Origin of the sequence: Streptomyces paludis (assembly GCF_003344965.1) — a bacterium.
Lineage (GTDB): Bacteria > Actinomycetota > Actinomycetes > Streptomycetales > Streptomycetaceae > Streptomyces > Streptomyces paludis.
In genome coordinates this window covers 266,419-289,445 of sequence record NZ_CP031194.1, presented here as the reverse complement: position 1 = coordinate 289,445, position 23,027 = coordinate 266,419, and the positions used below count along the sequence as shown (strand labels likewise).

At 73.9% G+C, this 23,027-nt stretch carries 20 protein-coding genes; 9 read left to right on the top strand and 11 right to left on the bottom strand.

What is annotated here, in order from left to right; genetic code table 11:
• Positions 1 to 214 precede the first annotated feature (214 nt).
• Positions 215 to 2,752 (top strand): hypothetical protein, encoded by a 2,538-nt coding sequence (locus DVK44_RS01215; RefSeq protein ID WP_408055279.1) that lies wholly within the window; start codon positions 215 to 217, stop codon positions 2,750 to 2,752.
• Here DVK44_RS01215 and DVK44_RS01210 read toward each other — a convergent pair.
• The 4 genes from DVK44_RS01210 to DVK44_RS01195 all read right to left on the bottom strand — a co-directional run bounded on the left by DVK44_RS01210 (position 2,638) and on the right by DVK44_RS01195 (position 7,586).
• Complete coding sequence (locus tag DVK44_RS01210; RefSeq protein ID WP_114657833.1) at positions 2,638 to 5,142, bottom strand: right-handed parallel beta-helix repeat-containing protein; 2,505 nt, start codon at positions 5,140 to 5,142, stop codon at positions 2,638 to 2,640. The genes DVK44_RS01215 and DVK44_RS01210 overlap by 115 nt on opposite strands.
• Before the next feature lie 186 nt (positions 5,143 to 5,328).
• The gene (locus DVK44_RS01205; protein ID WP_114657832.1) at positions 5,329 to 5,937 is read right to left on the bottom strand and encodes an Rv1733c family protein; all 609 of its coding nucleotides are present in this window, start codon (positions 5,935 to 5,937) and stop codon (positions 5,329 to 5,331) included.
• A 173-nt stretch (positions 5,938 to 6,110) separates the two neighbouring features.
• On the bottom strand, positions 6,111 to 6,992 hold the full coding sequence (locus tag DVK44_RS01200; RefSeq protein ID WP_114657831.1) for an MOSC domain-containing protein: 882 nt from the start codon (positions 6,990 to 6,992) through the stop codon (positions 6,111 to 6,113).
• Positions 6,993 to 7,091: 99 nt separating this feature from the next.
• On the bottom strand, positions 7,092 to 7,586 hold the full coding sequence (locus tag DVK44_RS01195) for a DUF6643 family protein (protein ID WP_114657830.1): 495 nt from the start codon (positions 7,584 to 7,586) through the stop codon (positions 7,092 to 7,094).
• A 251-nt stretch (positions 7,587 to 7,837) separates the two neighbouring features.
• On the opposite strand from DVK44_RS01195, the gene DVK44_RS01190 reads away from it, so the two are divergent.
• Positions 7,838 to 9,115: a TerD family protein gene (locus tag DVK44_RS01190; protein ID WP_114664820.1), complete on the top strand. Its 1,278-nt coding sequence runs from the start codon at positions 7,838 to 7,840 to the stop codon at positions 9,113 to 9,115.
• Positions 9,116 to 9,182: 67 nt separating this feature from the next.
• Here the strand turns inward: DVK44_RS01190 and DVK44_RS01185 are convergent, their stop codons facing one another.
• On the bottom strand, positions 9,183 to 10,421 hold the full coding sequence (locus DVK44_RS01185; RefSeq protein ID WP_114657828.1) for a glycosyltransferase: 1,239 nt from the start codon (positions 10,419 to 10,421) through the stop codon (positions 9,183 to 9,185).
• A 58-nt stretch (positions 10,422 to 10,479) separates the two neighbouring features.
• On the opposite strand from DVK44_RS01185, the gene DVK44_RS01180 reads away from it, so the two are divergent.
• Positions 10,480 to 11,277 (top strand): glutamate racemase, encoded by a 798-nt coding sequence (locus DVK44_RS01180; RefSeq protein WP_228447553.1) that lies wholly within the window; start codon positions 10,480 to 10,482, stop codon positions 11,275 to 11,277.
• Positions 11,278 to 11,339: 62 nt separating this feature from the next.
• Complete coding sequence (locus DVK44_RS01175) at positions 11,340 to 11,915, top strand: hypothetical protein (protein ID WP_114657824.1); 576 nt, start codon at positions 11,340 to 11,342, stop codon at positions 11,913 to 11,915.
• Positions 11,916 to 11,941: 26 nt separating this feature from the next.
• Here the strand turns inward: DVK44_RS01175 and DVK44_RS01170 are convergent, their stop codons facing one another.
• Complete coding sequence (locus tag DVK44_RS01170) at positions 11,942 to 13,060, bottom strand: O-antigen ligase family protein (protein WP_114657822.1); 1,119 nt, start codon at positions 13,058 to 13,060, stop codon at positions 11,942 to 11,944.
• Positions 13,061 to 13,232: 172 nt separating this feature from the next.
• Here DVK44_RS01170 and lnt point away from each other — a divergent pair, with 172 nt between their 5' ends.
• Complete coding sequence (gene lnt / locus DVK44_RS01165; protein WP_114664819.1) at positions 13,233 to 14,828, top strand: apolipoprotein N-acyltransferase; 1,596 nt, start codon at positions 13,233 to 13,235, stop codon at positions 14,826 to 14,828.
• A 10-nt stretch (positions 14,829 to 14,838) separates the two neighbouring features.
• Positions 14,839 to 15,315: an NUDIX hydrolase gene (locus DVK44_RS01160; protein ID WP_114657820.1), complete on the top strand. Its 477-nt coding sequence runs from the start codon at positions 14,839 to 14,841 to the stop codon at positions 15,313 to 15,315.
• A gap of 28 nt (positions 15,316 to 15,343) precedes the next feature.
• On the opposite strand, the gene DVK44_RS01155 is transcribed toward DVK44_RS01160, so the two are convergent.
• From DVK44_RS01155 to DVK44_RS01135, 5 genes are all read right to left on the bottom strand, one after another.
• The gene (locus tag DVK44_RS01155; RefSeq protein ID WP_181957375.1) at positions 15,344 to 16,219 is read right to left on the bottom strand and encodes a hypothetical protein; all 876 of its coding nucleotides are present in this window, start codon (positions 16,217 to 16,219) and stop codon (positions 15,344 to 15,346) included.
• A 191-nt stretch (positions 16,220 to 16,410) separates the two neighbouring features.
• Positions 16,411 to 17,067 (bottom strand): PASTA domain-containing protein, encoded by a 657-nt coding sequence (locus DVK44_RS01150; RefSeq protein ID WP_114657818.1) that lies wholly within the window; start codon positions 17,065 to 17,067, stop codon positions 16,411 to 16,413.
• A 115-nt stretch (positions 17,068 to 17,182) separates the two neighbouring features.
• Complete coding sequence (locus DVK44_RS01145) at positions 17,183 to 18,265, bottom strand: hypothetical protein (protein ID WP_114657816.1); 1,083 nt, start codon at positions 18,263 to 18,265, stop codon at positions 17,183 to 17,185.
• Positions 18,266 to 18,303: 38 nt separating this feature from the next.
• Positions 18,304 to 19,311, bottom strand: a complete 1,008-nt coding sequence (locus DVK44_RS01140) for a 1-aminocyclopropane-1-carboxylate deaminase (RefSeq protein ID WP_114657814.1) — start codon at positions 19,309 to 19,311, stop codon at positions 18,304 to 18,306.
• A 67-nt stretch (positions 19,312 to 19,378) separates the two neighbouring features.
• Positions 19,379 to 20,077, bottom strand: a complete 699-nt coding sequence (locus DVK44_RS01135; protein WP_114657812.1) for a GntR family transcriptional regulator — start codon at positions 20,075 to 20,077, stop codon at positions 19,379 to 19,381.
• A 221-nt stretch (positions 20,078 to 20,298) separates the two neighbouring features.
• Between DVK44_RS01135 and DVK44_RS01130 the strand changes: the two genes are divergently transcribed.
• The 3 genes from DVK44_RS01130 to DVK44_RS01120 all read left to right on the top strand — a co-directional run bounded on the left by DVK44_RS01130 (position 20,299) and on the right by DVK44_RS01120 (position 22,898).
• Positions 20,299 to 20,778, top strand: coding sequence for an SPW repeat protein (locus tag DVK44_RS01130; RefSeq protein WP_114657810.1), 480 nt, complete (start codon positions 20,299 to 20,301; stop codon positions 20,776 to 20,778).
• Between the two features lie 191 nt (positions 20,779 to 20,969).
• The gene (locus tag DVK44_RS01125; RefSeq protein ID WP_114657808.1) at positions 20,970 to 21,614 is read left to right on the top strand and encodes a peptide deformylase; all 645 of its coding nucleotides are present in this window, start codon (positions 20,970 to 20,972) and stop codon (positions 21,612 to 21,614) included.
• Positions 21,615 to 21,998: 384 nt separating this feature from the next.
• On the top strand, positions 21,999 to 22,898 hold the full coding sequence (locus DVK44_RS01120; protein WP_228447551.1) for a TauD/TfdA dioxygenase family protein: 900 nt from the start codon (positions 21,999 to 22,001) through the stop codon (positions 22,896 to 22,898).
• Positions 22,899 to 23,027: the final 129 nt, after the last annotated feature.

Below are 23,027 nucleotides of genomic sequence, written 5' to 3'. Positions count from 1 at the left end.
CGGGAAGATTCGGTGACAACGGGGTGCCCGCCGCCCAGGTCCGTCATCCTGGGGCGCCGCACCCCACCGCGCCACCCCCACCGCGCCGGGTCCCGTACGAGAGCGAGCCGCCGAAGTGCCCCCTGAGACAACGGATCCGCAGACGCCGACGCAGACACCGACACCGCTGCCGTCCCCGTTACCGCTGCCGTCCCCGGTGCCGGCGGCGCCACCCGTGTCCGCCGAGGCGGCACACCACGGCGGCGCCGCGCTCGAACTCCTCGTCCACGGCGTCGGCGGCACCACCCCGAGCCGGATGCTCGACGATCCCCGTACGGTCCGGGTCACCGGCGACGAGACGGCCGCCATATACCGCCGCGCCGTGGACGCCGACGCCGAACGGCACCCCGAGCGCTACGGCGGCCGGCCCGTCCCGGAGGCGTACTGCTGGTCCAACCTCACCTCGGGCAACGGCTCACGGGCCCTGTGGCTGCTGCTGCTCCCCTTCATGGTGGTCAACCTCGCCCACTGGATGCGGCCCGCCACGAAGGGCGTGCCCGGCACCCAGCGGCTGTACGGGGTGCTCGTCCGGCTCGTCGCCCTCACCCTGACCGTGCTGCTGACGGCCGCGGCCTGCGAGGTCGCGCTGGACCTGACGGCGTGGCAGTGCGCCGGGTCCGCCGAGTGCGTCGCCCGCCGGTCCTGGCTCGGCTTCCTCGCGGCGGAGCGGGAGGGCTGGTGGGCGCAGCCCGGCCGCCGTCTCGCCCTCGCCTCCGTCGTGCCGACGGCGCTGGTGGGGCTGCTCTGGTACCTCTCGCACCGTACGTGGAGCGCGTACGAGTCCCAACGCCCGCCCACCGACGACCGTCTGGGCGTCCCCGACCGCACCGCCGCCCCGGACCCGCTGCCCTCCAAACCACCCGCGACCGGACTCCCCGCCCCCGAACCAACCGCCCCCGAACCCCTCGCCTCCGATCCGTCCCTCACCGACGGGGTGCGGTCCGCCCTCGGCCGGCCCGGGTTCTGGTACGGGCGCCGGCTCGTCGCCCGGCTCCGTGCCGCGCACACCGCCGCGGGCTTCCTCACCGTCGCCGCCGCCCTCACCGCCGCCGGCGCCGACCACGACGCGCGTGTCCCCGGCGCTCCGGCGGCGGTCCTCGGCGTACTGCTGCGGGCGGCGCTGCTGTGCTGCGCGGCCGTCGCCCTGTGGGTGGTGTGCGCCAGGAGCCGCGGTGACCGGGGGCGCCGCCGCTCCCTCGACCGGCTGCTCACCGAGCGGCTGCCGGCCGCCTCGCTCGCCCTGCTCGGGCTCTCCGTCGTGTACGTCGGCTGGTCCCGGCCCGGCTGGGTCTCCACGGGCGCGCTCCCCGTCGACCAGGTCTTCCGGGCACTGTCCCTGGCCCAGGTCGTGCTGGTCGTCGCGCTCGTCGTCGTCGCCCGCCGGATGTACCGCCGGACGTCCCAGCCGCGCACCGCGATGCGCGGTCTCGGCGGGCCCGCCGTCGCGATGCTCGCCTGCGCCCTGGGCGGGGTGATGACCGGCGGGGTCGCCCAGTGGGTCGCCGACCGGCTGGACGGGGACGCCACCCCCGGCATGGGCGGCGGCCCGATGCCCGGCCCGCCGGTGCTGCTCAGCTGGCAGGCGTCCGTCATCCCCGTCCTGCTGGTCCTGCTGGTCGTCCCGGCCGGTGTGCTCGCCGTACGGACCGCCCGCGGCGCCCGCGCGCTGGCTCCGCTCGTGGAGCGGGAGTACGCGAGGGAGCGGGGCGGTACGAAGGCCGACGCCCTCCGTACCCGGCAGGTGGCCGGCGTCCGGGCCCGGGCCGCGCTCACGGACTCCGCGCCCCGGCTGGTCGGGGTGGTCTCCGGTGCCTCCCTGCTGCTGGGCGCCGCCGCCGTCGCCGGGTCCTGGGCGAGCGGCGAGGTGCCGGGACAGGCCGCGCGCGGCACCGACTCGTTCGTCGAGGCGTTCGCCCAGACCGCGCAGGCCATCGGCTCCTGGCTGGTCGGGTTCGGTTTCCTGCTCTTCGTCACCTGGGGCCGCCGCGCCTACCGGGACGCCTCGGCCCGCCGCACCATCGGCATCCTCTGGGACGTCGGCACGTTCTGGCCGCGCGCCGCCCACCCCTTCGCGCCGCCCTGCTACGCCGAGCGCGCCGTCCCCGACCTCACCTGGCGCATCGCCGCCTGGACCGGCCGTACGGGCGGCAGGCTCGTCCTCTCCGGCCACTCGCAGGGCAGTGTGCTCGCCGCCGCGGCCGTCTGGCAGTTACGGCCCGCCACCCGCCGCCGGGTCGCGCTGCTGACGTACGGCTCGCCGCTGGAGCGGCTGTACGGCCGCTGGTTCCCCGCGTACTTCGGCGCCGGTCAACTGGCCCGGCTCTCCCGGGAGGTGCACTGCTGGCGCAATCTGTGGCGCGCCACCGACCCCATCGGCGGCCCGGTCCGGGTCCCCGCCGACGGCGACCGCCCGGAGGTCGACCGGGGCCCTCTCACCGACCCGCTCTGCTACGGCCGTACGGTGGAACACCCGCTGCCCGAGCCGGTGTTCGGGCACTCCAACTACCAGGCGGACCCGGTCTTCGCCGAGGAACGCGCCGCGCTGCTCGACCGGTTGCCGCCCCCGCTGCCGCCCCGGCCGCTGCCCCCGCCGCGCGGTCAGAACAACTCGTCCTTGGCGGCAGCGGTTTCGGCGGAAGCGGACTCGGCGGAGGCGGAGACCCCGGACTCGGAGGTGGCCGGCTCCGGGAGCGGGGGCAGGTCGTCCGCGTAGAGCAGGGTCAGATCGTCGGTGCTGGTCTCCGGCAGCTGGGCGACCCGGCCCGCGTGCCGCTCCACCATCGACTCGAACGTCTGGCGCGCGGTACGGCCGTTGCCGAAGGCCGGCCCCTTGGGCAGCGCCGTGAAGTACTTGAGCAGTGCCTCGGACGTGCCCTCGCCCAGCCGGTACTCCTGCTCCTCCGACTGCCCCTCCACGATCCGCAGCAGCTCGTCCGGCTCGTAGTCGGTGAAGGTGATGGTCCGTGAGAAGCGGGACGCCACACCGGGGTTGACCGTCAGGAAGCGCTCCATCTCGGCGGTGTACCCGGCGACGATCACCACCACCGCGTCCCGGTGGTCCTCCATCAGCTTCACCAGTGTGTCGATGGCCTCCTTGCCGAAGTCGCGGCCGGAGTCCTCGGGGGAGAGCGCGTACGCCTCGTCGATGAACAGCACCCCGCCGCGCGCCCGGTCGAACGCCTCCTGCGTACGGATCGCCGTGGAGCCGATGTGCTCGCCGACGAGGTCCACCCGGGAGACCTCCACGAGATGCCCGCGCTCCAGCACCTTGAGCGAGTGCAGGATCTCGCCGTACAGCCGGGCCACGGTCGTCTTGCCGGTGCCGGGGTTGCCCGTGAAGACCAGATGGCGGCGGACCGAGGCCGCCTTGAGCCCGGCCTCCTTGCGGCGGCGGCCCACCTCGATCATGTCGGTGAGCGCCCGCACCTCGCGCTTGACGCTCTCCAGGCCCACCAGCGAGTCGAGTTCGCCGAGGACGTCCTCGGAGTCGCGCGCGACCGTGGTGGCCGGGGTGTCGTCGGCGGCGGGGGTGACCGCCGGGGCCGGCGGGAGCGCGCCCAGCAGCGCGGGGGCGGTCCGGGCCGCGGTCTGCGGGAGCGGGGTGGCGAGCGGCCGGGACGGTTCCGCGGTCAGCACCCCGCTCTCGTCGCTGGTGCAGTCCTCGGCGGTCGGCCCGTCCTCCGCGAAGTCGTAACCGCCGCGCGCGCACCGCTCCGTACGGCAGCGGGTCAGCGTCGTACGGCAGCCGTCCATCACATGGAAGCCGTAGCCGCCGCTGCCCGTCACCCGGCAGCTGTGGAAGGTGCCCCGGCCGCCGGCGGAGACATAGAACCCGGCCTCGGCGGCGGTGGTGACCGTGCAGCGCTGGATCGTCGGATCGGCGCCCTTGGTGACGATGACACCGGTCTGCACGGTGTCGATGGTGCAGGAGTTCAGTGTGCCGCCGCTGCCGTGGTCGCGGAACCAGGCGCCGGTGGACGCCTCCTTGATCCGGCAGTCGTCGAGCTGCGCGGTCGCGCCGTCGCTCACGGAGACGGCCGTGTTCCGCACCTGCGAGATATCGCTGTCGACCACATCGGCGCGCGAGCCCCGGTCGAGGACGAAGAGCGCGTCGGGCACGTCGTGCACCCGGCAGGAGTCGAGCACCACGGTCGCCCCGTCGCTGATCCACACCGCCGGGTAGTCGCCCGTACTGTCGTGGATCTCGCACTGGTTGGCGTCCACGCGGGTGCCCGGGTCCCAGACGGACAGACCGTTGCGGCCGAAGCGGCGCACCGTGGAGCGGGTCAGGGTCAGCACCGACCGGGAGCGCAGATCGACCGCGTTCTCCGGGATGTCGTGGATGTCGCAGTCGGAGAGGGTCAGTACGGCGTCGGTGTCCAGGGTTATCCCGTCGGCCGAGGTGCGGTGCACCGACGAGTCCGTGAGATGGGCGGCGGCCCGGGACGCGATCTGTACGCCGGTGCCCTTGATCTCGTACACCTCGCAGCCGATCGCCTCCAGACCGCTGCCCTCACCGGTGACGGAGAGGCCCGAGCCCGAGGCGTGGTGGACCCGGCAGCGCTCCAGCCGGGGGTGTGCCCCGCCGCGCACCGAGATGCCCGCCTGCCCGGCGGCGACGATCTCGCACTCCTCGAAGACCCCGCCCGCCCCGTCGAGCACGGCGATCCCGACCCCGGCCGGATTGTCGACCGTGCAGCGGCGGACGGTGGGCCGCGCCGCGCCGCGCACCTCTATGCCGGCCGCGGAGCGGGTCACGATCCGCAGGTCCGCCAGCTCGGGGGTGCCGTCCTCGACGAGCAGCGCGGGGGCCGTGGCGTCCTGTCCCTCCACATGGAGGTCCTGCACGGTCGCGGAGGCGCGGACCGTCAGGGGGACGCCGTCGGCGGGCGCGATCCGGACGGAGCCGAGCGAACCCTCTGGTCCGCGCAGCGTGACCGCGCGCGACACGACGAGGTTCTCCCGGTACGTGCCCGGGGCGATGGTGAGGATGTCGCCGTCGCCCGCGGCCTCCAGGGCGGCGGCGAGCGAGGCGTACTCGCCCGTGCGGCGCCGCCAACGGGATGTGCCGGTGTGCGTCACCTGGACCGTGCCCTGTGCCATGGCGTTGTTCTGTCCCCACCTCGTGCGATTGCCCGTGCAGTGCCGTTCCGGGTGACTGCCCCGGATCCCGGCCTGGGCGGCTGACCGGGCGGGCACCACCGTAGCGCGCGCGGCACCGCCGAGTTGACGTCAGTACCGCACTGGTCCGGTCCGGGTAAGGGCGGGGCAGGTTCCGGGACCGCCGTATCAGCTGCCCGCGCCGGTGCGGCCCCAGTCGGGACCGGCCTTCGCCCACGCCCGGTCCAGTCGCCGGTACCGCCGTTGTACCAGACGCCATACGGCCAGCCGCCGGGCGCACTCCACCAACGCGGCGGCCAGCACCGTCGATCCGACCCCGATGAGCAGCGCGTGGAACCGGGCGACGCCCGCGTCCATCGGGGCCCGGGCCTCGTCGCCGCTCCGGTCGGTCCAGAAGGTGAAGGTGTCGCCGGGGCGCGGATCGCGCAGCGTGGTGGCGACCGTGCCGGTCCGCTCACCGCCGTCCGGCGCGCGCCAGGTGGCGACCACCCGGCGGCCGGTGTCCCGTATCCCGGGCGACTCCACGTCGTACACGACGGGGACGCGCTCCCTGGAGAGGGCGACGACCTCGGCGGGCGTCCGGTGCCGCTCCTCGTGCTGGAGCCGTACGGTCTCGCGCAGCGAGGAGTCGACGGCGCTCCAGCAGAGCCGGCCCACCGCCGGCGCGGCCAGCACGATCAGCAGGGCCGCCGTGAGCGCGGTCCATGCTTCGACGAGATCGGTGCGGCGGCACAGGGGGTTGTGCCGCCAGCGCCAGAGTCCCACGATGGTGCGCACAGTTCCGCACCCCCTTCCCTCTCCGTTGTAGCCGCGTGGCGCGGCGAACGCGCAACGATGCCGGGGAAGAGAGAGCAAGCTCACCTCGTTGTGCCCTGCACGTAACACGCCGCCGCACTCAACAGGCTTATCACCGTGCGGTGTTCCGGTGACGGCGCAGGGGCGGGGAACAGTCAGCCGAGTACGGTCACCGGATCGCCGACGCGCAGCGTGCCGGTGTGCTCGGGGACCAGGTTCTGGCCGAAGACCAGCCGGCCGTCGATACGGCGGTGTGTGCCCAGGGTGCGCAGCGGCTCCCGGCCGCGTACGGCGGTGCGCTGGTCGGTGGTGGTGACGACACACCGGCCGCAGGGTTTGGCGACCCGGAAGGTCACCTCGCCGACGGCGATACGCCGCCAGCCGTCCTCCGCCCAGGGCGTGGTCCCGGCCACCACCAGATTCGGCCGGAACCGGTCCATCGGAAGCGGCCCCTCCGCCGGGTGATCGCCTTGCGCGATCAGGGAGTTGAGGGCGTCTAGCGATGCCAGCGTGGTGACGAGCAGCGGGTAGCCGTCGGCGAAGCTCACGGTCTCCCCGGGCAGCGCGTACTCCGGGTCGACGGGCCGGCGCCGGGCGGGATCGTCGAGATGGACGAGCCGGACCTCCACCCCGAGATACCTGCTCAGCCAGTGGTGCGCGGCGTACGCCGCGGACACCGCCTCGACCTTCGTCCCGAAGATCTCCGTCACGACGGTGCCCTCCGCCCCGCCGCCCGCCTCCGGTACGGCGACCGTCAGCGGCGCCAGCCCGGGCACGAGACCCTCCGCGGCGCCGGGCGCGGCACCGGGCGCGGACAGCCGGAGCCCGCCGTCCGGCAGCTGCTCGGCGCCGACGAGTGCCAGCCGGGCGTGCTGGCGCTGGGTGACCGCCTTCCCCGTCCCGTCGATCAGCATCCAGCGGCGGTCACCGGAGAGTCCCCAGGGCTCCACGGTGGCGCTGCCGGGCTCATGACCGGCCAGGGACTTGACCGGGTGGACCCGCAAGGTGTGCAGAACGGCGTCGTGCGGTGTGGGCATGACGCCATCCTGCCACCGGCTTCTGACCTCCGGCCGGTCGGCACCTTCCCGCCGCGCGCCGGTGCTCCCGGTCGCCGCCCCTGATCGGTGGCGCCCCGGTCAGTACCCTCTGCTCTGGTACTGCTGCCGGTTGTACGGGTCGTCGTACGGGGCGGCGGGCTGCGGCGGCGCCGGGCGCGGCGCCGCGGGGCGCATCGCCTCGTACCCGGTGCCGGGCATCATCGGGCGCTGCTGCTGTGCCTGGGGCTGCGCCTGCTGCTGCTGTTGCTGGCCCGGGTAGCCCCGGGGCGCGCCCTGCTGCGGGATGTACGGCGCGGGAGTCTGCTGGAGCGGCGCGGGCTGCGGCTGCATCTGCTGTTGCTGCGGGTAGTTGCCGTAGGCGGGGGCGGCCTGGGACGGGCCGGCCGGCAGCGCGGGCAGCGCGGACGGCAGGGCGGGCAGATAGCTGTTGCTCGTGTCGTAGGCGGCGGGCACTCGGATCGGGGCGATCTGAGGCGTGCCCCGCTCCGCGACCAGGGAGTCGTAGATAGGGGTGTCCGGGAAGGACGGCGCGGAGTAGTAGCCGCCGCCGTAGGTGGAGCGGGGGGAGGTCATGGAACATAAGTTAAGCCACGGCGCGTCGGTTCGGGGAGTCGGATATGGGGCTTGTTTTGGGAGGTGTGGGCTACTTCGGATCCCCAATGCGAGCGAACTTGGGAAAATCGGTCGCCGCAAGATGTTCAGATCGTGTAAAGGGCAAGCTGACGGGGGGTTACCGGCGGGTCCCGTGCGGTCCGAAGCGCGATCCGGCGATTAGGTTGACGGTAGGGAATCCACGGGCACCGTGACTCGCGATGGGGGCGATCATGTCCATGCTTAAAGGCGCAAATCTTCCGGTGACCGCACCGGCTGTCCAGGTCGAATTGGGATGGCGTTCCGGACCGGGGGTGCCGGATGTCGATGCCTCGGCGCTCCTTCTGGTGTCCGGCAAGGTCCGTTCGGACGCCGACTTCGTCTTCTACAACCAGCCCGCGCACGCGTCCGGGGCGGTACGGCACGACGGCAAACGGCCCGGCGGGACGGACCTCACGGACACCGTCACCGTCGACCTCACCCGGGTCGAAGCCGACGTCGAACGGATCGTGCTGGCCGCCTCCGCGGACGGCGGCAGCTTCGGGCAGGTGCCCGGCCTCCGGGTACGGGTGCTGGACGCGGCCGGCGGGGCCGAGATCGCGCGGTACGACAGCAGCGACGCGACCGTCGAGACGGCGTACGTCCTCGGCGAGCTGTACCGGCGCCAGGGGAGCTGGAAGTTCCGCGCGGTCGGCCAGGGGTACGACAGCGGACTCGCCGGGCTGGCCACGGACTTCGGCATCTCCGTCGACGAACCGGCCGCGCCCGCCGCACCGGTCGCGCAGCCCGCGCCCGCCGCGCCGGCAGCACCGGCCGCACCGGTCGCGCGGCCCGTGCCGCCACAGGCACCGCCCGCGCCGGCCCCCGCGCCCGTACGGCTGAGCAAGGTGACGCTGACCAAGGAGGCCCCCTCCGTCTCCCTGACGAAACAGGGCGGCACCTCGGGCGCCATGCGCGTCAACCTCAGCTGGCAGTCGCGCAAACAGTTCAAGGGCTGGGGCGCCAAACTCGGCCGTTCCTTCGCCACGCACAACGATCTCGATCTCGACCTGTGCGCCCTCTATGAACTGACCGACGGACGCAAAGGCGTCGTCCAGGCCCTCGGCAATGCCTTCGGTGCGGTCGACCGGGCCCCGTACATCCATCTCGACGGCGACGACCGCACCGGCGGGTCCGACAGCGGCGAGAACCTCACCATCAACCTGGATCACAAGGACCGGCTGCGCCGCGTCGTCATCTTCGTCACCATCTATGAAGGCGCCAGCAGTTTCGCGGATCTTGACGCGACGGTCACTCTCCAGCCGCAGCACGGCGCCGCGATCGACTTCTCGCTGGGGGAATGCACGGTCCCTTCGACGGTCTGCGCGCTGGCGCTGATCACCAATACCGGCTCGGATCTCGTCGTCCAGCGCGAAGCGCGCTTTCTGGTACCGGAACGCGGAGTCAGTCCGCAGCGCACCATCGATTACGCCTATGGATGGGGCATGAACTGGACACCCGGCAGGAAGTGACCTACGCCGAACAGCGGCCGGACACCTCATATACCTGAGCGGTCCTGCCCGCACGCCGGGATATTCGTCAGCGGTCCGGCGCCGCCTCGGGACGGGCGTACGTACGGCCCTTCCAGGCGGCGCCGCGCCCCCGGTAGTGCCGTACGGCCGAGTCCACCGTCATCAGCAGATAGAGGAACGCCGTGAGCGGCAGCAGCGGAGCCTGCCACAGCGACAGCCGGTAGTAGCGCAGGATCGGGATGTACGTCCCCGTCATCACCGCCCACGCGGCCAGCCCCAGCAGCCCCGCCGCCCGGTCCCCGCCGAACACCCCCGCGCAGAGCGCGACGGGCGGCACGAGATAGACCACCGCCAGCCCCGCCACCGTGAGAAGCAGCAGCAGCGGATTGTGCCGGAGCTGCGCGTACGCGCTGCGCGAGACCATCCGCCACAGATCGGCCAGCCGCGGATAGGGCCGCACACTGTCCACCCGGTCCGCCAGCCCCAGCCAGATCCGGCCCCCGCCGCGCCGCACCGCCCTGGCCATCGACACATCGTCGATCACCGCCTGCCGGAACGCCTCGGGCACCCGCGCCCGTACGGCGGTCTCCGTGCGCAGCAGCACACAGCCGCCGGCCGCCGCCGCGGTCCGGCCGCCGGGCCGGTTGATCCGGCGGAACGGATAGAGCTGCGCGAAGAAGTACACGAACGCCGGCACGACGAGCTTCTCCCAGGCCCCCGCCACCCGCAGCCGCGCCATCTGCGAGACCATGTCCAGCCCGTACACCTCGGCGGCGACGACCAGTTCGCGCAGACTGTCCGGCTCATGGGCGATGTCCGCGTCGGTGAGCAGCAGGAAATCCGGCTCATGGGCACGGGCCAGCGCGATGCCGTGCCGCACCGCCCACAGCTTGCCGGTCCAGCCCGGCTCCGGCTCGCCCGGCGACGCCACCGTCAGCGGCAGCCCGCCGTAACGCGCGGACAGTTCACGGGCGAGCAGTCCCGTCCCGTCCGAACTCCCGTCGTCCACCAGGAAGATCTCGGCCCGGCCCGGATACACCTGCGACAGCAGCGAGGGCAGCGACGCGGGCAGCACCGCCGCCTCGTCCCGCGCGGGCACCACGACGGCGACGGACGGCCACGGCGGCTCCGCGCCGTCCTCGCCCGGCTCCTTCGGGCGCGGCCGGCTCCCGTACGCGTCGCCCGCGCCCGGGGGACCCGAGCGCCCCGGCAGCCGCTGATCCGTACGCCAGAAGAACCCCTGACCCAGCGCCAGCCAGCCCCAGGCGGCCAGCGAAACCGCGGCGATCCACGCAATGGCACTCATTCGCCGCAGTCTGCACCACCGCGCGGGGACCGCAAGGGCCGTCGACTATGGTGACCGGGTGAAGATCGCGCTCATGGACTCCGGAATCGGGCTGCTCGCGGCCGCCGGCGCGGTGCGCCGGCTGCGGCCGGAAGCCGATCTCGTCCTCTCCTCGGACCCCGGCAGCATGCCCTGGGGCCCGCGCACCCCGCAGGACGTCACCGCGCTGGCCCTCGGCGTCGCGCGCGCGGCGGCGGCGCACCGCCCCGACGCCCTGATCGTCGCCTGCAACACCGCCTCCGTCCACGCGCTGCCCGCCCTCCGCGCCGAGCTGGAACCGCTGCTCCCCGTCATCGGCACCGTCCCGGCGATCAAGCCCGCGGCGGCCGGCGGCGGATCCGTGGCCATCTGGGCCACCCCCGCCACCACCGGCAGCCCGTACCAGCGCGGTCTGATCCGCGACTTCGCCGCGTCCGTCCCGGTCACCGAAGTGCCCTGCCCCGGACTCGCGGACGCCGTCGAGCACGCCGACGAGGACGCGATCGACCGCGCGGTGGCCCGCGCCGCCGCGCTCACCCCGCCCGACGTGAGCGCCGTCGTCCTGGGCTGCACCCACTACGAACTGGTCGCCGACCGTATCCGCGCCGCCGTCCGGCGCCCCGGCCGGCCGGACCCCGTCTTCCACGGCTCCGCCGACGCGGTCGCGGCCCAGGCGCTGCGCCGGGTCGCCGAGCGCGCCGAAAGTTCCGGTACGGACCCGGTCGGCGCATCCGCGTCCCGGCTCACCGTGCTGCTCGGCGGAGCCGAGTCCGCGCTGCCGGCCGCCGCGCTCAGCTACGCCGAGGGACGGCTGCTGGCCGCCGTCGGGACCCGCTGACGCCCTCCGGAAGGCCGTCCTGAGCACTTCCGTCCGGCCGGAATCCGGTTACGCTGCTTGACATGAGGGAGCACCCCCGGCACGAGGGCCACTCCGCTGAGCCCCTGCCCGAGACCTGGACCGGACGGGCCACCAACCGCGCGCAGTGGCTGCTGGCCCTCGCGGGCGCCGGCTGCGTCGCCCTCGGCATCGAACTGGCCGTCGACTCCAACTGGACCTCCGGCATCGCCGCCCTGCTGATGTCCGTCGTCGGCTGTGTGGCGGCCGGCCTGCTGATCCTCTTCGGCACCCTGGCCTTCGTCCATGTGGCGGTCCGGGTCGAGGACGACTGCCTGGAAGTGCGCTGCGGCCACATGGGGCTGCCGCGCCGCCGGATCCAGCTCGCCCAGATCGTGGGCGCCGACTTCGTGCCCCGGGTCTCCCCGGGCCAGTGGGGCGGCTGGGGCTACCGCTGGCGGCCCGAGATGGGCACGGCCGTGGTGGTACGCCGGGGCGAGGCCCTCGTCCTCACGCTGGGCGACGGCCGGACCTTCACCGTGACGGTGGACGACGCCGAGGCCGCCGTACGCGTCATCCGCAACCGTCTGAGCCTCCAGACACCCCCCGGCCCGGCAGGACCCGCCCCCGCCACCGCCTGAGGCCCCTTCGGGCCCCCGCGGGCCGCTCAGGCCCGCGCGGACCGTACGGCGTCGCTGCCGGTGCCGGTGTCGCCCCAGGCCCGGGGGCCGGTCGCGGGCGGTACGGGCGGCGGACCCGGCGCCCGGCGCGCCGTGGCCAGTCCCGCGAGCAGGCCCGCCCCCACCGTCACCGAGGTGAAGCTCAGCGCGTTGCCCACGCAGGCCAGCGCGGCCAGCGCCGTCAGGGCGGCCCCCGCCGTCAGCACCACCGGAGTGGAGCAGGGCGAGCGCCCCAGGACGTACAGCAGCCTGCCGTAGACCAGGGCCAGCAGGCCCACGCCCACCGCGCCCTGCTCCGCGGCCAGCTGGAGCGGCGCCGAGTGCGGCTTGCCGTCGCTGTCGATCGACTGCGCGACGGCCGGGCTGAGATCGCCGAACCGGTCGGGTCCGGCGCCCAGCAGCGGATGCTCCCGCGCCAGCCCGGCCGCGTCGTGCCACAGCTGGACGCGGTGCTGGGTGAGCTGCCCCTCCAGCGCGACCGACAGGCCCTCCGGCAGCGCCCGCTCGGCCACCGACCAGGACAGCCCGGCCACCACCGCCGTCACCAGCGCGAAACCGGCGAGGGCGATCGTCCGGTGGCGGGTCCGGGCCGCCGCGAGCGAGCACAGCAGCACACCGAGCACCGCGATCAGCCCCACCACGGAACCCAGCAGCCCCGCGACCCCCGCGATGACCACGGCGAGCAGCAGCAGCGCCGGCCGGAGCGCCGCCCGGCGGGTCGCCGAGGCCGCGCAGCACGCCGCCCCGGCCGCCAGCACCAGCAGCGCGGTGACCGCGCCCGTGTCACCCGGCGGAGTGGCCGCCGAGACCGCCGCACCGCCGAAGGTCTCCTGGCCGGATGCGAGCGCCCAGCCCAGCCCCACGACCGCCAGGACGGACGCGACGGCGACCGGCACCAGCGATCCGCCGATCCGGCCGCAGACATACCCCGAGGTGACAGCGAGCACCGCCAGCAGGACGCCCTCCGGTCTGCCGCCGCCCGCCGCCGCGCTGATCAGCGCCCAGACGGCGACGGCGCCGAGCAGCGCGGCGGTGAGGACGTCGGACGCCCCGCGGCGGACGCGCACCGCCCCCCGTACCGCGGACCGTTCCGCCGGTGCGGCCATCGAGTCGACCCCCGAGCTGTGCCAGGTCCTGTCCCACGACGACCGGATTCGGCCAGGTGGCAGGGACTGGCGCATACGGTATCGGCACCGACGGGGGTTTGTGGAGGGATTGCGGGGCATCGTGGCCGCCGCCACCCCGGCCGCGCGGTCCGCGCCCCGTAGACTCCACCGGGTGAGCGCCACCATCACCCCCGTCGAGCCCACCTCGCCCGCCTCCGTGCCGGGCGGTGGGCGGCGTCTGCTGCGACGGCTGGTCAGACCCGGTGGGGCGGTCCTCTCCGGCGTCCTGCTGTACGCGAGCTTCCCGCCCCGCACCCTGTGGTGGCTGGCCCTGCCCGGCTTCGCCCTGCTCGCCTGGAGCCTGTACGGGCGCCGGCTCCGGGCCGGCTTCGGCCTCGGCTATCTCGCCGGGCTCGGCTTCCTGCTGCCGCTCCTGGTCTGGACGGGCGAGGAGGTCGGACCCGTACCGTGGCTCGGGCTGGTCCTCTTCGAGGCGCTGTTCCTCGGGCTGACCGGCCTCGGCATCGCCGCCGTGAGCCGGCTCCCCGTCTGGCCGGTGTGGGCCGCCGCGCTCTGGATCCTCGGCGAGGCCGCGCGGGGGCGGGTGCCGTTCGGCGGCTTCCCCTGGGGCAAGATCGCCTTCGGCCAGGCCGACGGTGTCTTCCTGCCGCTCGCCGCCGTGGGCGGCACCCCGGTCCTCGGCTTCGCCGTCGTCCTGTGCGGCTTCGGCCTGTACGAGGCGCTCCGGCAGGCCGTCGCGTACCGCGAGACCCGCAAGGTGCCGCGCGCCGCCGTCGCCGTCGCCGCCGCGACGGTGCTGGCCCCGGTCGTGGCGGCGCTGGCCGCCCTGCCGCTGGTCAGCGACGGGGCCGAGGACGGCACCGCGACCGTCGCCGCGATCCAGGGCAATGTGCCGCGCGCCGGACTCGACTTCAACGCCCAGCGCCGCGCGGTCCTCGACAACCACGCCCGGGTCACCGAGCAGCTCGCCGCCGACGTACGGGCCGGCAAGGAGCCGCGGCCCGACTTCGTGCTCTGGCCGGAGAACTCCTCCGACCTCGACCCGTACCGCAACCCCGACGCCCGGCTGGTCATCGACCAGGCCGTGAAGGCGATCGGCGTACCCACCGTGATCGGTACGGTGCTCGCGCCCGACACGGGCAAGCTGCGCAACACCATGATCCAGTGGGACCCCGAGCGGGGCCCGGTGAACACGTACGACAAACGGCATGTGCAGCCGTTCGGCGAGTACATCCCGATGCGCTCCTTCGTCCGTCTCTTCAGCTCCGACGTCGACCGGGTCCGGCGCGACTTCGGCCCGGGCGACAAGGTGGGCGTCTTCGACCTCGCCGGTACCCGGGTGGGCATGGTCACCTGCTTCGAGGCGGCCTTCGACAGCGATGTGCGCGACCCGGTCCGGGCCGGCGCCGAACTCATCGCCGTCCCCAGCAACAACGCCACCTTCGACCGCAGCGAGATGACCTACCAGCAGCTCGCCATGTCCCGGGTGCGGGCCGTGGAGCACAGCAGGGCCGTGGTGGTCTCCGCGACCAGCGGGGTCAGCGCGATCATCCGGCCGGACGGCACGGTCGTCGAGCGGACGACGTGGTTCACGCCCGCCGCGCTGGTCGACAAGGTCGCGCTGCGCACCTCGCTCACCCCCGCGACCCGGCTGGGCGCGCTGCCGGAGTGGCTGCTCATGACGGTCGCCGCGGCCGGTCTCGGCTGGGTGACGGTCCGTTCCGTACGGGCCCGGCGCGCCGCATAGGCTCGGGCCCATGGGTACACCTGACTTCATCCGCCGGGTCCGGGCCACCGCAGGCCACCAGCTGCTCTTCCTGCCGGGTGTCAGCGCGATTGTCTTCGACGACGAGGGCCGGGTCCTGCTCGGCCGCCGTGCGGACACCGGCAACTGGTCGATCATCGGCGGCATCCCCGAGCCCGGCGAGCAGCCGGCGGTCACCGCCGTGCGCGAGGTGTACGAGGAGACCGCCGTGCGGTGTGTGGCGGAGCGCGTCGTGCTCGTCCAGACGCTCCACCCGGTCACCTATCCGAACGGGGACCAGTGTCAGTTCATGGACACCACGATCCGCTGCCGGGCGGTCGGCGGGGAGGCCCGGGTCAACGACGACGAGTCGCTGGACGTGGCCTGGTTCCCCGTTGACGCGCTGCCCCAGCTGGAGGACTTCGCGGTCTTCCGGATCAAGCAGGCGCTGGCCGACGAGCCGACCTGGTTCGAGCCCGCCGAGGGGTGAGAGGCGCGGACCGTCCCCGCCGCCGGGGTCAGTGGTGCTGGGTGGTGTAGTCCCAGGGCTGGGCCGGGGGTGTGGCGTTCCAGTGGTTGACGATCCCGTTCCACTCCGACTGCGCCGTCGTGGTGTTGTCCCACGGCGGTGTGTGCGGCGGGGCCTGCTGCCAGGCGACATCGTCGTTCGGCCGCGGGTAGGGCAGGGTCTGGCCCGAGGTGATGCCGGGGGAGTAGTAGCCGGCCGGCTCCGTCGGCGCGGCGTCGAGCCGGCGGTGCCGGCCCGCGCGGTCCTCGTGGGGGGCGGGCTGGTTGAGCCGGCCCTCGGCGGACAGCTTCTGGACGCGCGCCACCAGATGGGCGAGTTCGAGACCGAACTCGGAGGCCAGCGCGGTCAGATCGAGGCCGGTGTGCCAGCCGCCGACCAGCACCGCGTCCAGCGCGGCCGACCAGGCGCCGTCGGTGGCGGGCAGCGCGGGGGTCTGTCCGGCGGCCGGTACGGGTGGCGGCGCCATCGCGTGCGCCGGCCGGGCCGTGAACTCCACGGGCTCGGCGCCCGGTCCGGCGGCGGGCGCGCCGGGCACCGGCTCCGGATGGGGCAGGGGCGCCGGGGCGGGTGAGTGCTGCGGGGACCCCTGGTCGGCCGGCTCCACGGTGAGCAGGCACTCGGCGACCGTACGGGCGTCGTCCTTGCCCACCGTGCGCCGGGCGATCCGCACCTCGCGCTCCGTGAGCCCGAGCAGATCCGCCACGGCCCCGTCACTGCCGACGGTCACGGCGAAGGCGGCGAGCATCCGGGTGCGGGACGCCTGGGCCTCGTCGAGGATGCCCTGCGCGTCCCGCACCTGGTCGTCGCTGCCGCAGAAGGCCACCGCGAGGACGGCGTGACGTTCCCACAGTTCTCTGGGTTCCATGCCCGGGTCAACGTTCCTGCGAGCCTTATGGGTCGTTTTACCGCTATACATCACCACATTGAGTGGTATGGATGACAAGTAGCCAATCGTTTCAGCAGGCTCCGGCCCAGGTCGGAGCGGGGGTGGCCGGACGGCGCCGTGAACCGGGCGCCGGCCGTGGACCCATCCGCGGAGCGGCCGTTGACCGGGGCTCAGGGGCACTTCTCGTCGAACTTCACCGTGTCCAGCCGTACGGGCTCGTTGCCCAGCCGTACGCCCGGCGCCGGCTCCTGCCCGCACACCTTCCAGTGGGACTCCACCAGGATCGTCCGGTCCTTGCCCGACACGTCCCGGGCGGTGACTTCGGCCGACTGGTCCACGACCGTGCGGGCGAAGCGTACCGACTTACCGGTGAAGTCGGGCATCTTGCCGTCGGGGTTGGGCTCGCGCGGGTCCTTCGCCGGGCACTTCTCCCCGGTCTTCACCGTACTGACACCGACCTTCGTGCCTCTGGGCAGGGTGCCGGGCACGGGCGTCTGGAAGCAGACCCTCCAGTTGCGTTCGAGGATCTGTCCCCGGCCCCGGCCGAGCGCGTCGTCCGAGCCGACCTGGGGGAAGCCCGCCTCCCGCGCGGCCTTTCGCGCGGAGTCGAGCCTCTGGCCGATGAGATTGGGCAGGACGGCCGTCGTGGCGCCGGTGGGGCTTGAGTCGGTGGGGCTGGGACGGCTGTCGGCCTGTGTGCTGCCGGTGGGGCCGGGTGTGCCGGTGCCCTCGCAGGCGGTGAGGGTGAGGAGCGCGGCGGCGGCGAGCGCGGCGGAAGCGGCGAGGGCGGTGCGGGGTGGGCGGGTGCGGTCGGTGCGGGTACGCATGGTTTCCCCCATACATCGCGGTATGAGCCCATCATGCGGCAGCCCGGGCGCGGTGGGCCCGGACGCGACGCGAACCGGCGGCCACGGCGGAGAGTTCAGGACACCGGCCCCCGGTTCACCCCGCCAACGCCCCCAGTATCGAAGGGATGTGCTCCGCGGGGGCGACGATCAGCACGGGCACCGTCCCGTCGAGGCACTCGATCACCTGGTCGCGGGGACCGGCCGCGCCGGACGGGTCCGTACGGTACGGCGGTCTGACCCGTACCGCCGCGAGACGGCGCGGCACCGGCCTGCGGGCGACCCGGCCCGTGGGGTCGGGGGTCGCCGCCAGCAGCCCGGGGCCGGTCACCAGATGGTCGAACCCGGCCACGCTGTACGGGACTTCGCCGATGATCCGCCCCGGGACGCACTCCTCCTCCGTCAGCACGCGCGCGGCGACCTCCAGGGTGTCCGTGCCGGTGCTCCCGCGCCGGTGGTGCCGGATCCGCCACGCCGTCACCGCGAGCACCGGCAGGGCGCCGCAGCCGGCGAGGACCAGCGCCGCCGGCAGCCCGTCCACGAGCAGCGGCGCGGCGAAGCCGATCAGCCCGAGACAGAGCGCCGACATCAGGGGAACGGTGATCTGCCACGGCCGGAGCGCGCGCGAGTCGCCGGACCGGCGGCCGTACCAGTATGCGCTCCACAGGAGCCCGGCGGCCGGCCCGAGCAGACCGAGACCGAACGCGGCGGGGAAGCGGTGGCCGAGGGCGGGGGCCGCGACGGTGTGCTGGCGCAGCGCCCCGGACCCCACCGCGCGGACCTCGCCCCGCCAGCGCGTGACGGTGACCGTGTCACCCGTCGACAAGGCGTCGAAGACGGGCGTGTGTCCGTCCGTCTCCACCCGGTAGGAGGGACCGCCGTCCTCCGTGAGGGTGAGCCAGTACCTGCTGGACCTGGGGGTCTTCTCGACCGTCTTCCCGTCCACGGTGGCGGGCAGGGACCGTACGCACTCCCGCGCGGCGCCCGCCGCCGCGCCGCAGACGGGCGCCGAGGCGAAGTCCCGCCGTTCGGCGAGCGCGTGCGGTACGGAGAACAGCAGCAGCCGCCCCGCCAGCAGCACCAGCAGGACACCGGCCACCGCCGCCAGGGCGACCGGCCACCGGGCGGGGGACGGGGAGGGGGTGGAGCCGGGGCCGGGGGACGGGGAGAGGTTCCGCATCGGCTCATTGTCCCCCGGCGCGCGGCCGGACCACCGGGTCAGCCGAAGGCGCCGCTGTACGCGTTGAGCGCGGGCTGACCGCCCAGGTGCGCGTAGAGCACGGTGGAGTCGGCGCCGATCTCGCCCGTACGGACCAGATCGATCAGCCCGGCCATGGACTTGCCCTCGTACACCGGGTCGATGATCACCCCTTCCAGCTCGCCGGTCAGCCGGATCGCGTCGAGTGTCGAGGCCACGGGCACGCCGTACAGCTCGCCCGCCCATCCTTCGAGCACCGTGATCTCGTCGTCGCGCAACTCCCGTCCGAGTCCGATCAGTTCGGCGGTGTGCCGGGCGATCCGCGCCACCTGGTCGCGGGTCTCGTCGATCCGGGCCGAGGCGTCGATACCGATCACCCGGCGGGGCCGGTCCTGCCCGGCGAACCCGGCGATCATCCCGGCGTGGGTGGAGCCGGTGACACTGCACACCACGACCGTGTCGAAGAAGACGCCGAGTTCGGCCTCCTGGCGCTCCACCTCGTACGCCCAGTTGGCGAACCCCAGCCCGCCGAGCGGGTGTTCGGACGCGCCGGCCGGGATGGGGTACGGCGTGCCGCCCTCGGCCCGCACCTCGTCCATCGCCCGCTGCCAGGAGTCCTTGATGCCGATGCCGAACCCCGCGCTGTCCAGCCGTACATCGGCGCCCATGATGCGGGAGAGCAGGATGTTGCCCACCTTGTCGCTCAGCGGATCGGGCCAGTCCACCCAGTTCTCCTGTACGAGCCGGGCCTTGAGCCCGAGATGGGCGGCGACGGCGGCGACCTGCCGGGTGTGGTTCGACTGGTGGCCGCCGATCGACACCAGGGTGTCGGCGCCCTGCGCGAGGACGTCGGGGACGATGTACTCCAGCTTGCGCGTCTTGTTGCCGCCGTACGCGAGGCCGGAGTTGCAGTCCTCGCGCTTGGCCCAGATCCGGGCGCCGCCGAGATGCTCCGTGAGGCGCTTCAGCGGATGCACCGGGCTGGGGCCGAAGAGCAGCGGATAGCGGTCGAAGTCCTCTATGGCCACGGGGAGTTCCTCTCCTGGAGGGCGGGTGCGCGGGATGGGAGGGACGCGGGATCGGAGGGGCGCGGGATCAGGGGGCGCGGACCAGACCGTGGCCGCCCGAGACGGCCGCCGCGGGCTGTGCCGACGGCGCGTCGGCGAGGGTCATCCAGGTCGTGTGCGCGAGGTCCGCCGCGGTGGCCGGGTCACCGGCCGCGCAGGCGTCGATCATCCGGCGGTGCAGGGCGACCGACTCCAGCCCGGCGGCGGAGGAGAACCGCGTCCGCTCGACACGGCGCAGCAGCGGGGAGTACTGCTCCAGCACCTCGCCGACCACGGTGTTCCCGGCGGCCGTCACACACACCTCGTGCAGCGCGTCGTCCGCCGCCAGCGCCGCGTCGGTGTCACCGCGCTCCAGCGCCGCGGCGAACGCCTCGTTGTGCGTACGCATCGCCGCCACCCGGTCCGCGTCCAGCACCGGAACGGCCAGCCGGACGGCGAGCGCGTGCATGGCGGCCACCACCGGCTGGGCGTCGCGGACCGCCGTGGCGTCCAGCGCGCTCACGGTGGTGGAGTGGCCGGGCCGGGTGACCACCAGTCCGCACCGCTCCAGCCGCATCAGCGCCTCCCGGATCGGGGTCCGGCTCACCCCGATCCACTCCCGCAACTCGCCCTCGCGCAACTGCTCCCCGGGGCGGAGCGTCCCGTCGACGATGGCGTCCCGGAGCGCGGTGAAGGCGTGGTCGCGCAGCAGCACCCGGGCGGCGAGCGGAGTGGTGGGAACTGGCATGCAATATATTGCAGCGCTCCCGCGCTCCCCCTGTCAAGAGATCCACGGTGCGGGGGCCCTTGTGAGGGCCCTGCGAGCGCCCTACGAGGGCTCGCGGAAAATTGTCCGTTTCTATGGGGTATCGACCTACACAAAAGATAAGAAAGCGAGCAAACTGGGAGATGCGCGGCTCGATGCCGCGCGGCACGGTCGGACTTGCACGGATGAAGGAGGCGAGTCGTATGGCCGACGTCTCACACAGGAGAGAGACGACCAGGGGGGACCTCTCCAGTCACCCCGACGTACCCGAGATGCGCGAGCGGTACGCACGCATGCTCGGCGGGGGGCGCGACATGGCGATGCTGGCGGGACCGGTGTTCCTCGTCGGTCTCTTCTGCGCGCTGTCACCGTGGATCATTCACTTCGCCGGTGCCCAGCGGGCCCTCGCGACACACAACCTGATCATCGGTGTCGCGCTCGCCGTGCTGGCGCTCGGACTCACCTTCGCCCCGGGACGGATGTCCGGTCTGAGCACGGCGATGTGCGCGATCGGTGTCTGGATGATCGTGGCGCCATGGATCGTCGGCAGCCACCCCGACAAGGGCATCATCTGGGCCAACGTCGTCATCGGCGCGCTCACCTTCCTGCTGGGCCTGGCATGCGCGGGCGCGGCGATGAGAAGCAGCCGCAGAGGCGTGACCCGAGAAGTCTCCGGAGTGTGAACGGAGTGAGGAGTGTGTTCGACCCGGGCGCGTGCCCGGGAAGGCGGTAGCAGGCAAACGGTCCGAACGGGGGAGCGGTACGAACGGCCGGGCGGCCGGCCCGCCGTACGAGCGCCATACGCGCGTCGTACGGGGGCGGGGCCGCCCGGCTGTTTCCGTCGGCCGGGCCGTCCGTCTGGCAAGCTGGGCCCATGCAGGCCCTGACGCGCGCTCAGCTCACCGAACTCGTCGACGCCCTCCTTGAGGCCCCCGGACCGCTCACCATCGTCCAGGCCGGCGATCCGGTCCTGCGCCGGCCCGCCCTCCCGTACGACGGGCAGCTGGGCGACGACCGGCTGGCGCGGCTGGTCGGCGCGATGCGCGCCACCATGTACGACGCGCCCGGTGTCGGCCTCGCGGCGCCCCAGGTGGGCGTTCCGCTGCGGCTCGCGGTCCTGGAGGATCCCGCCGAGGTCACCGAGGCGGTGCGGGACGCCCGGGACCGGGTTCCGCAGCCCTTCCGGGTGCTGGTCAACCCGGCGTACGAGCCGGTGGGCGACGGGCGCGCCGCGTTCTACGAGGGCTGTCTGAGCGTCCCCGGCTGGCAGGCGGTGGTGTCCCGGCCGACCCGGGTACGGGTGCGCGCGCTGGACGAGCGGGGCCGGGAGACCGACGAGGAGTTCGCCGGCTGGCCGGCCAGGATCGTCCAGCACGAGACGGACCATCTGCTGGGGACCCTCTACCTGGACCGCGCCGAACTCCGCTCGCTCTCCGCCGCGCACCACATGGCCGAGCGCTGGCCGCAGCCCACCCCCGAGGCCGCCGCCCGTGAGCTGGGCTTCGACCTCCCGGAGTGACCCCGGCCGCCGCCCGCGGCCGGGTCCGCGGTACGGTGCGGCGCATGGGACCGTACCCGAACCGTGCAGCGGAGCCGCGCCACAGCGGCCCCCACGGTGAGTGCGCGCCCCGCGGCATGAGTTTTCTGCGCCGCCGGGGCCGGGTGGGATCTCCCCCGGCCCTTTCCTGTCGCTGACACGCGACGTTTTCCGCGCTGCCCGCGCCTACCGCGCGCCGGGCTCCGCCCGCGCCGTCGTCGGCGTCCGCTCCACGAACCTCCCTCCGGCTCAGCCCCGTCCCGGTCCGTCCGCAGGACCGTTCAGCAGAGGAGACCCGTGACCATCAGCACCGCTCCCGTCGCTTCCACCGAGCCCACCGATTCCGCCGCCCCGGCGGCCGCGCCGCTGCGCCCGTACCGCGTCCCCGCCGACGGCCTGTACGAGGGCCCCCGCGAGCTGCGCCGGCTGCCCGAGGGGTGGCGGGAGCGCCCGTACGACCTCTTCGAGGTGGTCCCGCTGGCGCGCACCATCGGCGCCGAGATCCGCGGACCGGCTCTCTCCGCGCCGCCGTCGCCCGCCCTCCGGGAGGAGATCAACCGGGCGCTGCTGGAGTGGAAGGTGCTCTTCTTCCGCGGCCAGCACCTGACCTCCGGGGCCCAGCGCGCCTTCGCCCGTGCCTGGGGCGAGCTGGAGACCAATCCGCTGCTCGCCGCCGGGGACTCCCCGGAGGTGGTGCGCTTCGACCGGGACGCCGTCCCCACCTTCGAGAACGTGTGGCACACCGATGTCACCTTCCGCGAGCGGCCCGCGCTCGGCGCGGTCCTCCAGCTGCGCGAGGTGCCGCCGTCCGGCGGCGACACCCTCTGGGCCGACATGGCGGCGGCGTACGACAATCTGCCCCAGGACGTGAAGGACCGTATCGACGGCGCCCGTGCCGTCCACGACTTCCTGCCGGGCTTCGCCCGCTTCTACCCGGCCGACCGGCTGGCCGCGTTCCAGGACCGGTTCCCGCCGGTCGAGCACCCGGTGGTACGGCGCCACCCGGAGACCGGCCGGCGCATGCTCTTCGTCAACACGTCCTTCACCACCCACCTCGTGGGGTTCGGCCGGGAGGAGAGCGACCGGCTGCTGCGGCTGCTCTTCCAGCAGGCCCATGTGCCCGAGTTCCAGGTGCGGTTCCGCTGGCAGGCGGGCGACATCGCCTTCTGGGACAACCGTGCCACCCAGCACTACGCGGTCAACGACTACCGCCCGCACCGACGGGTCGCCGAGCGCGTCGCCATCGTCGGTGACCGGCCCTTCTGACCTGTATCGAGCGGCCGGACACCGGCCGGACACACAGCACAACACAGCACAACGCGGCGCCGCCCGGTACGACACACCGGGCGGCGCCGCCCTCGTACCGGGGCCCGCCCTTGTCCGTGAGCGGCCTGT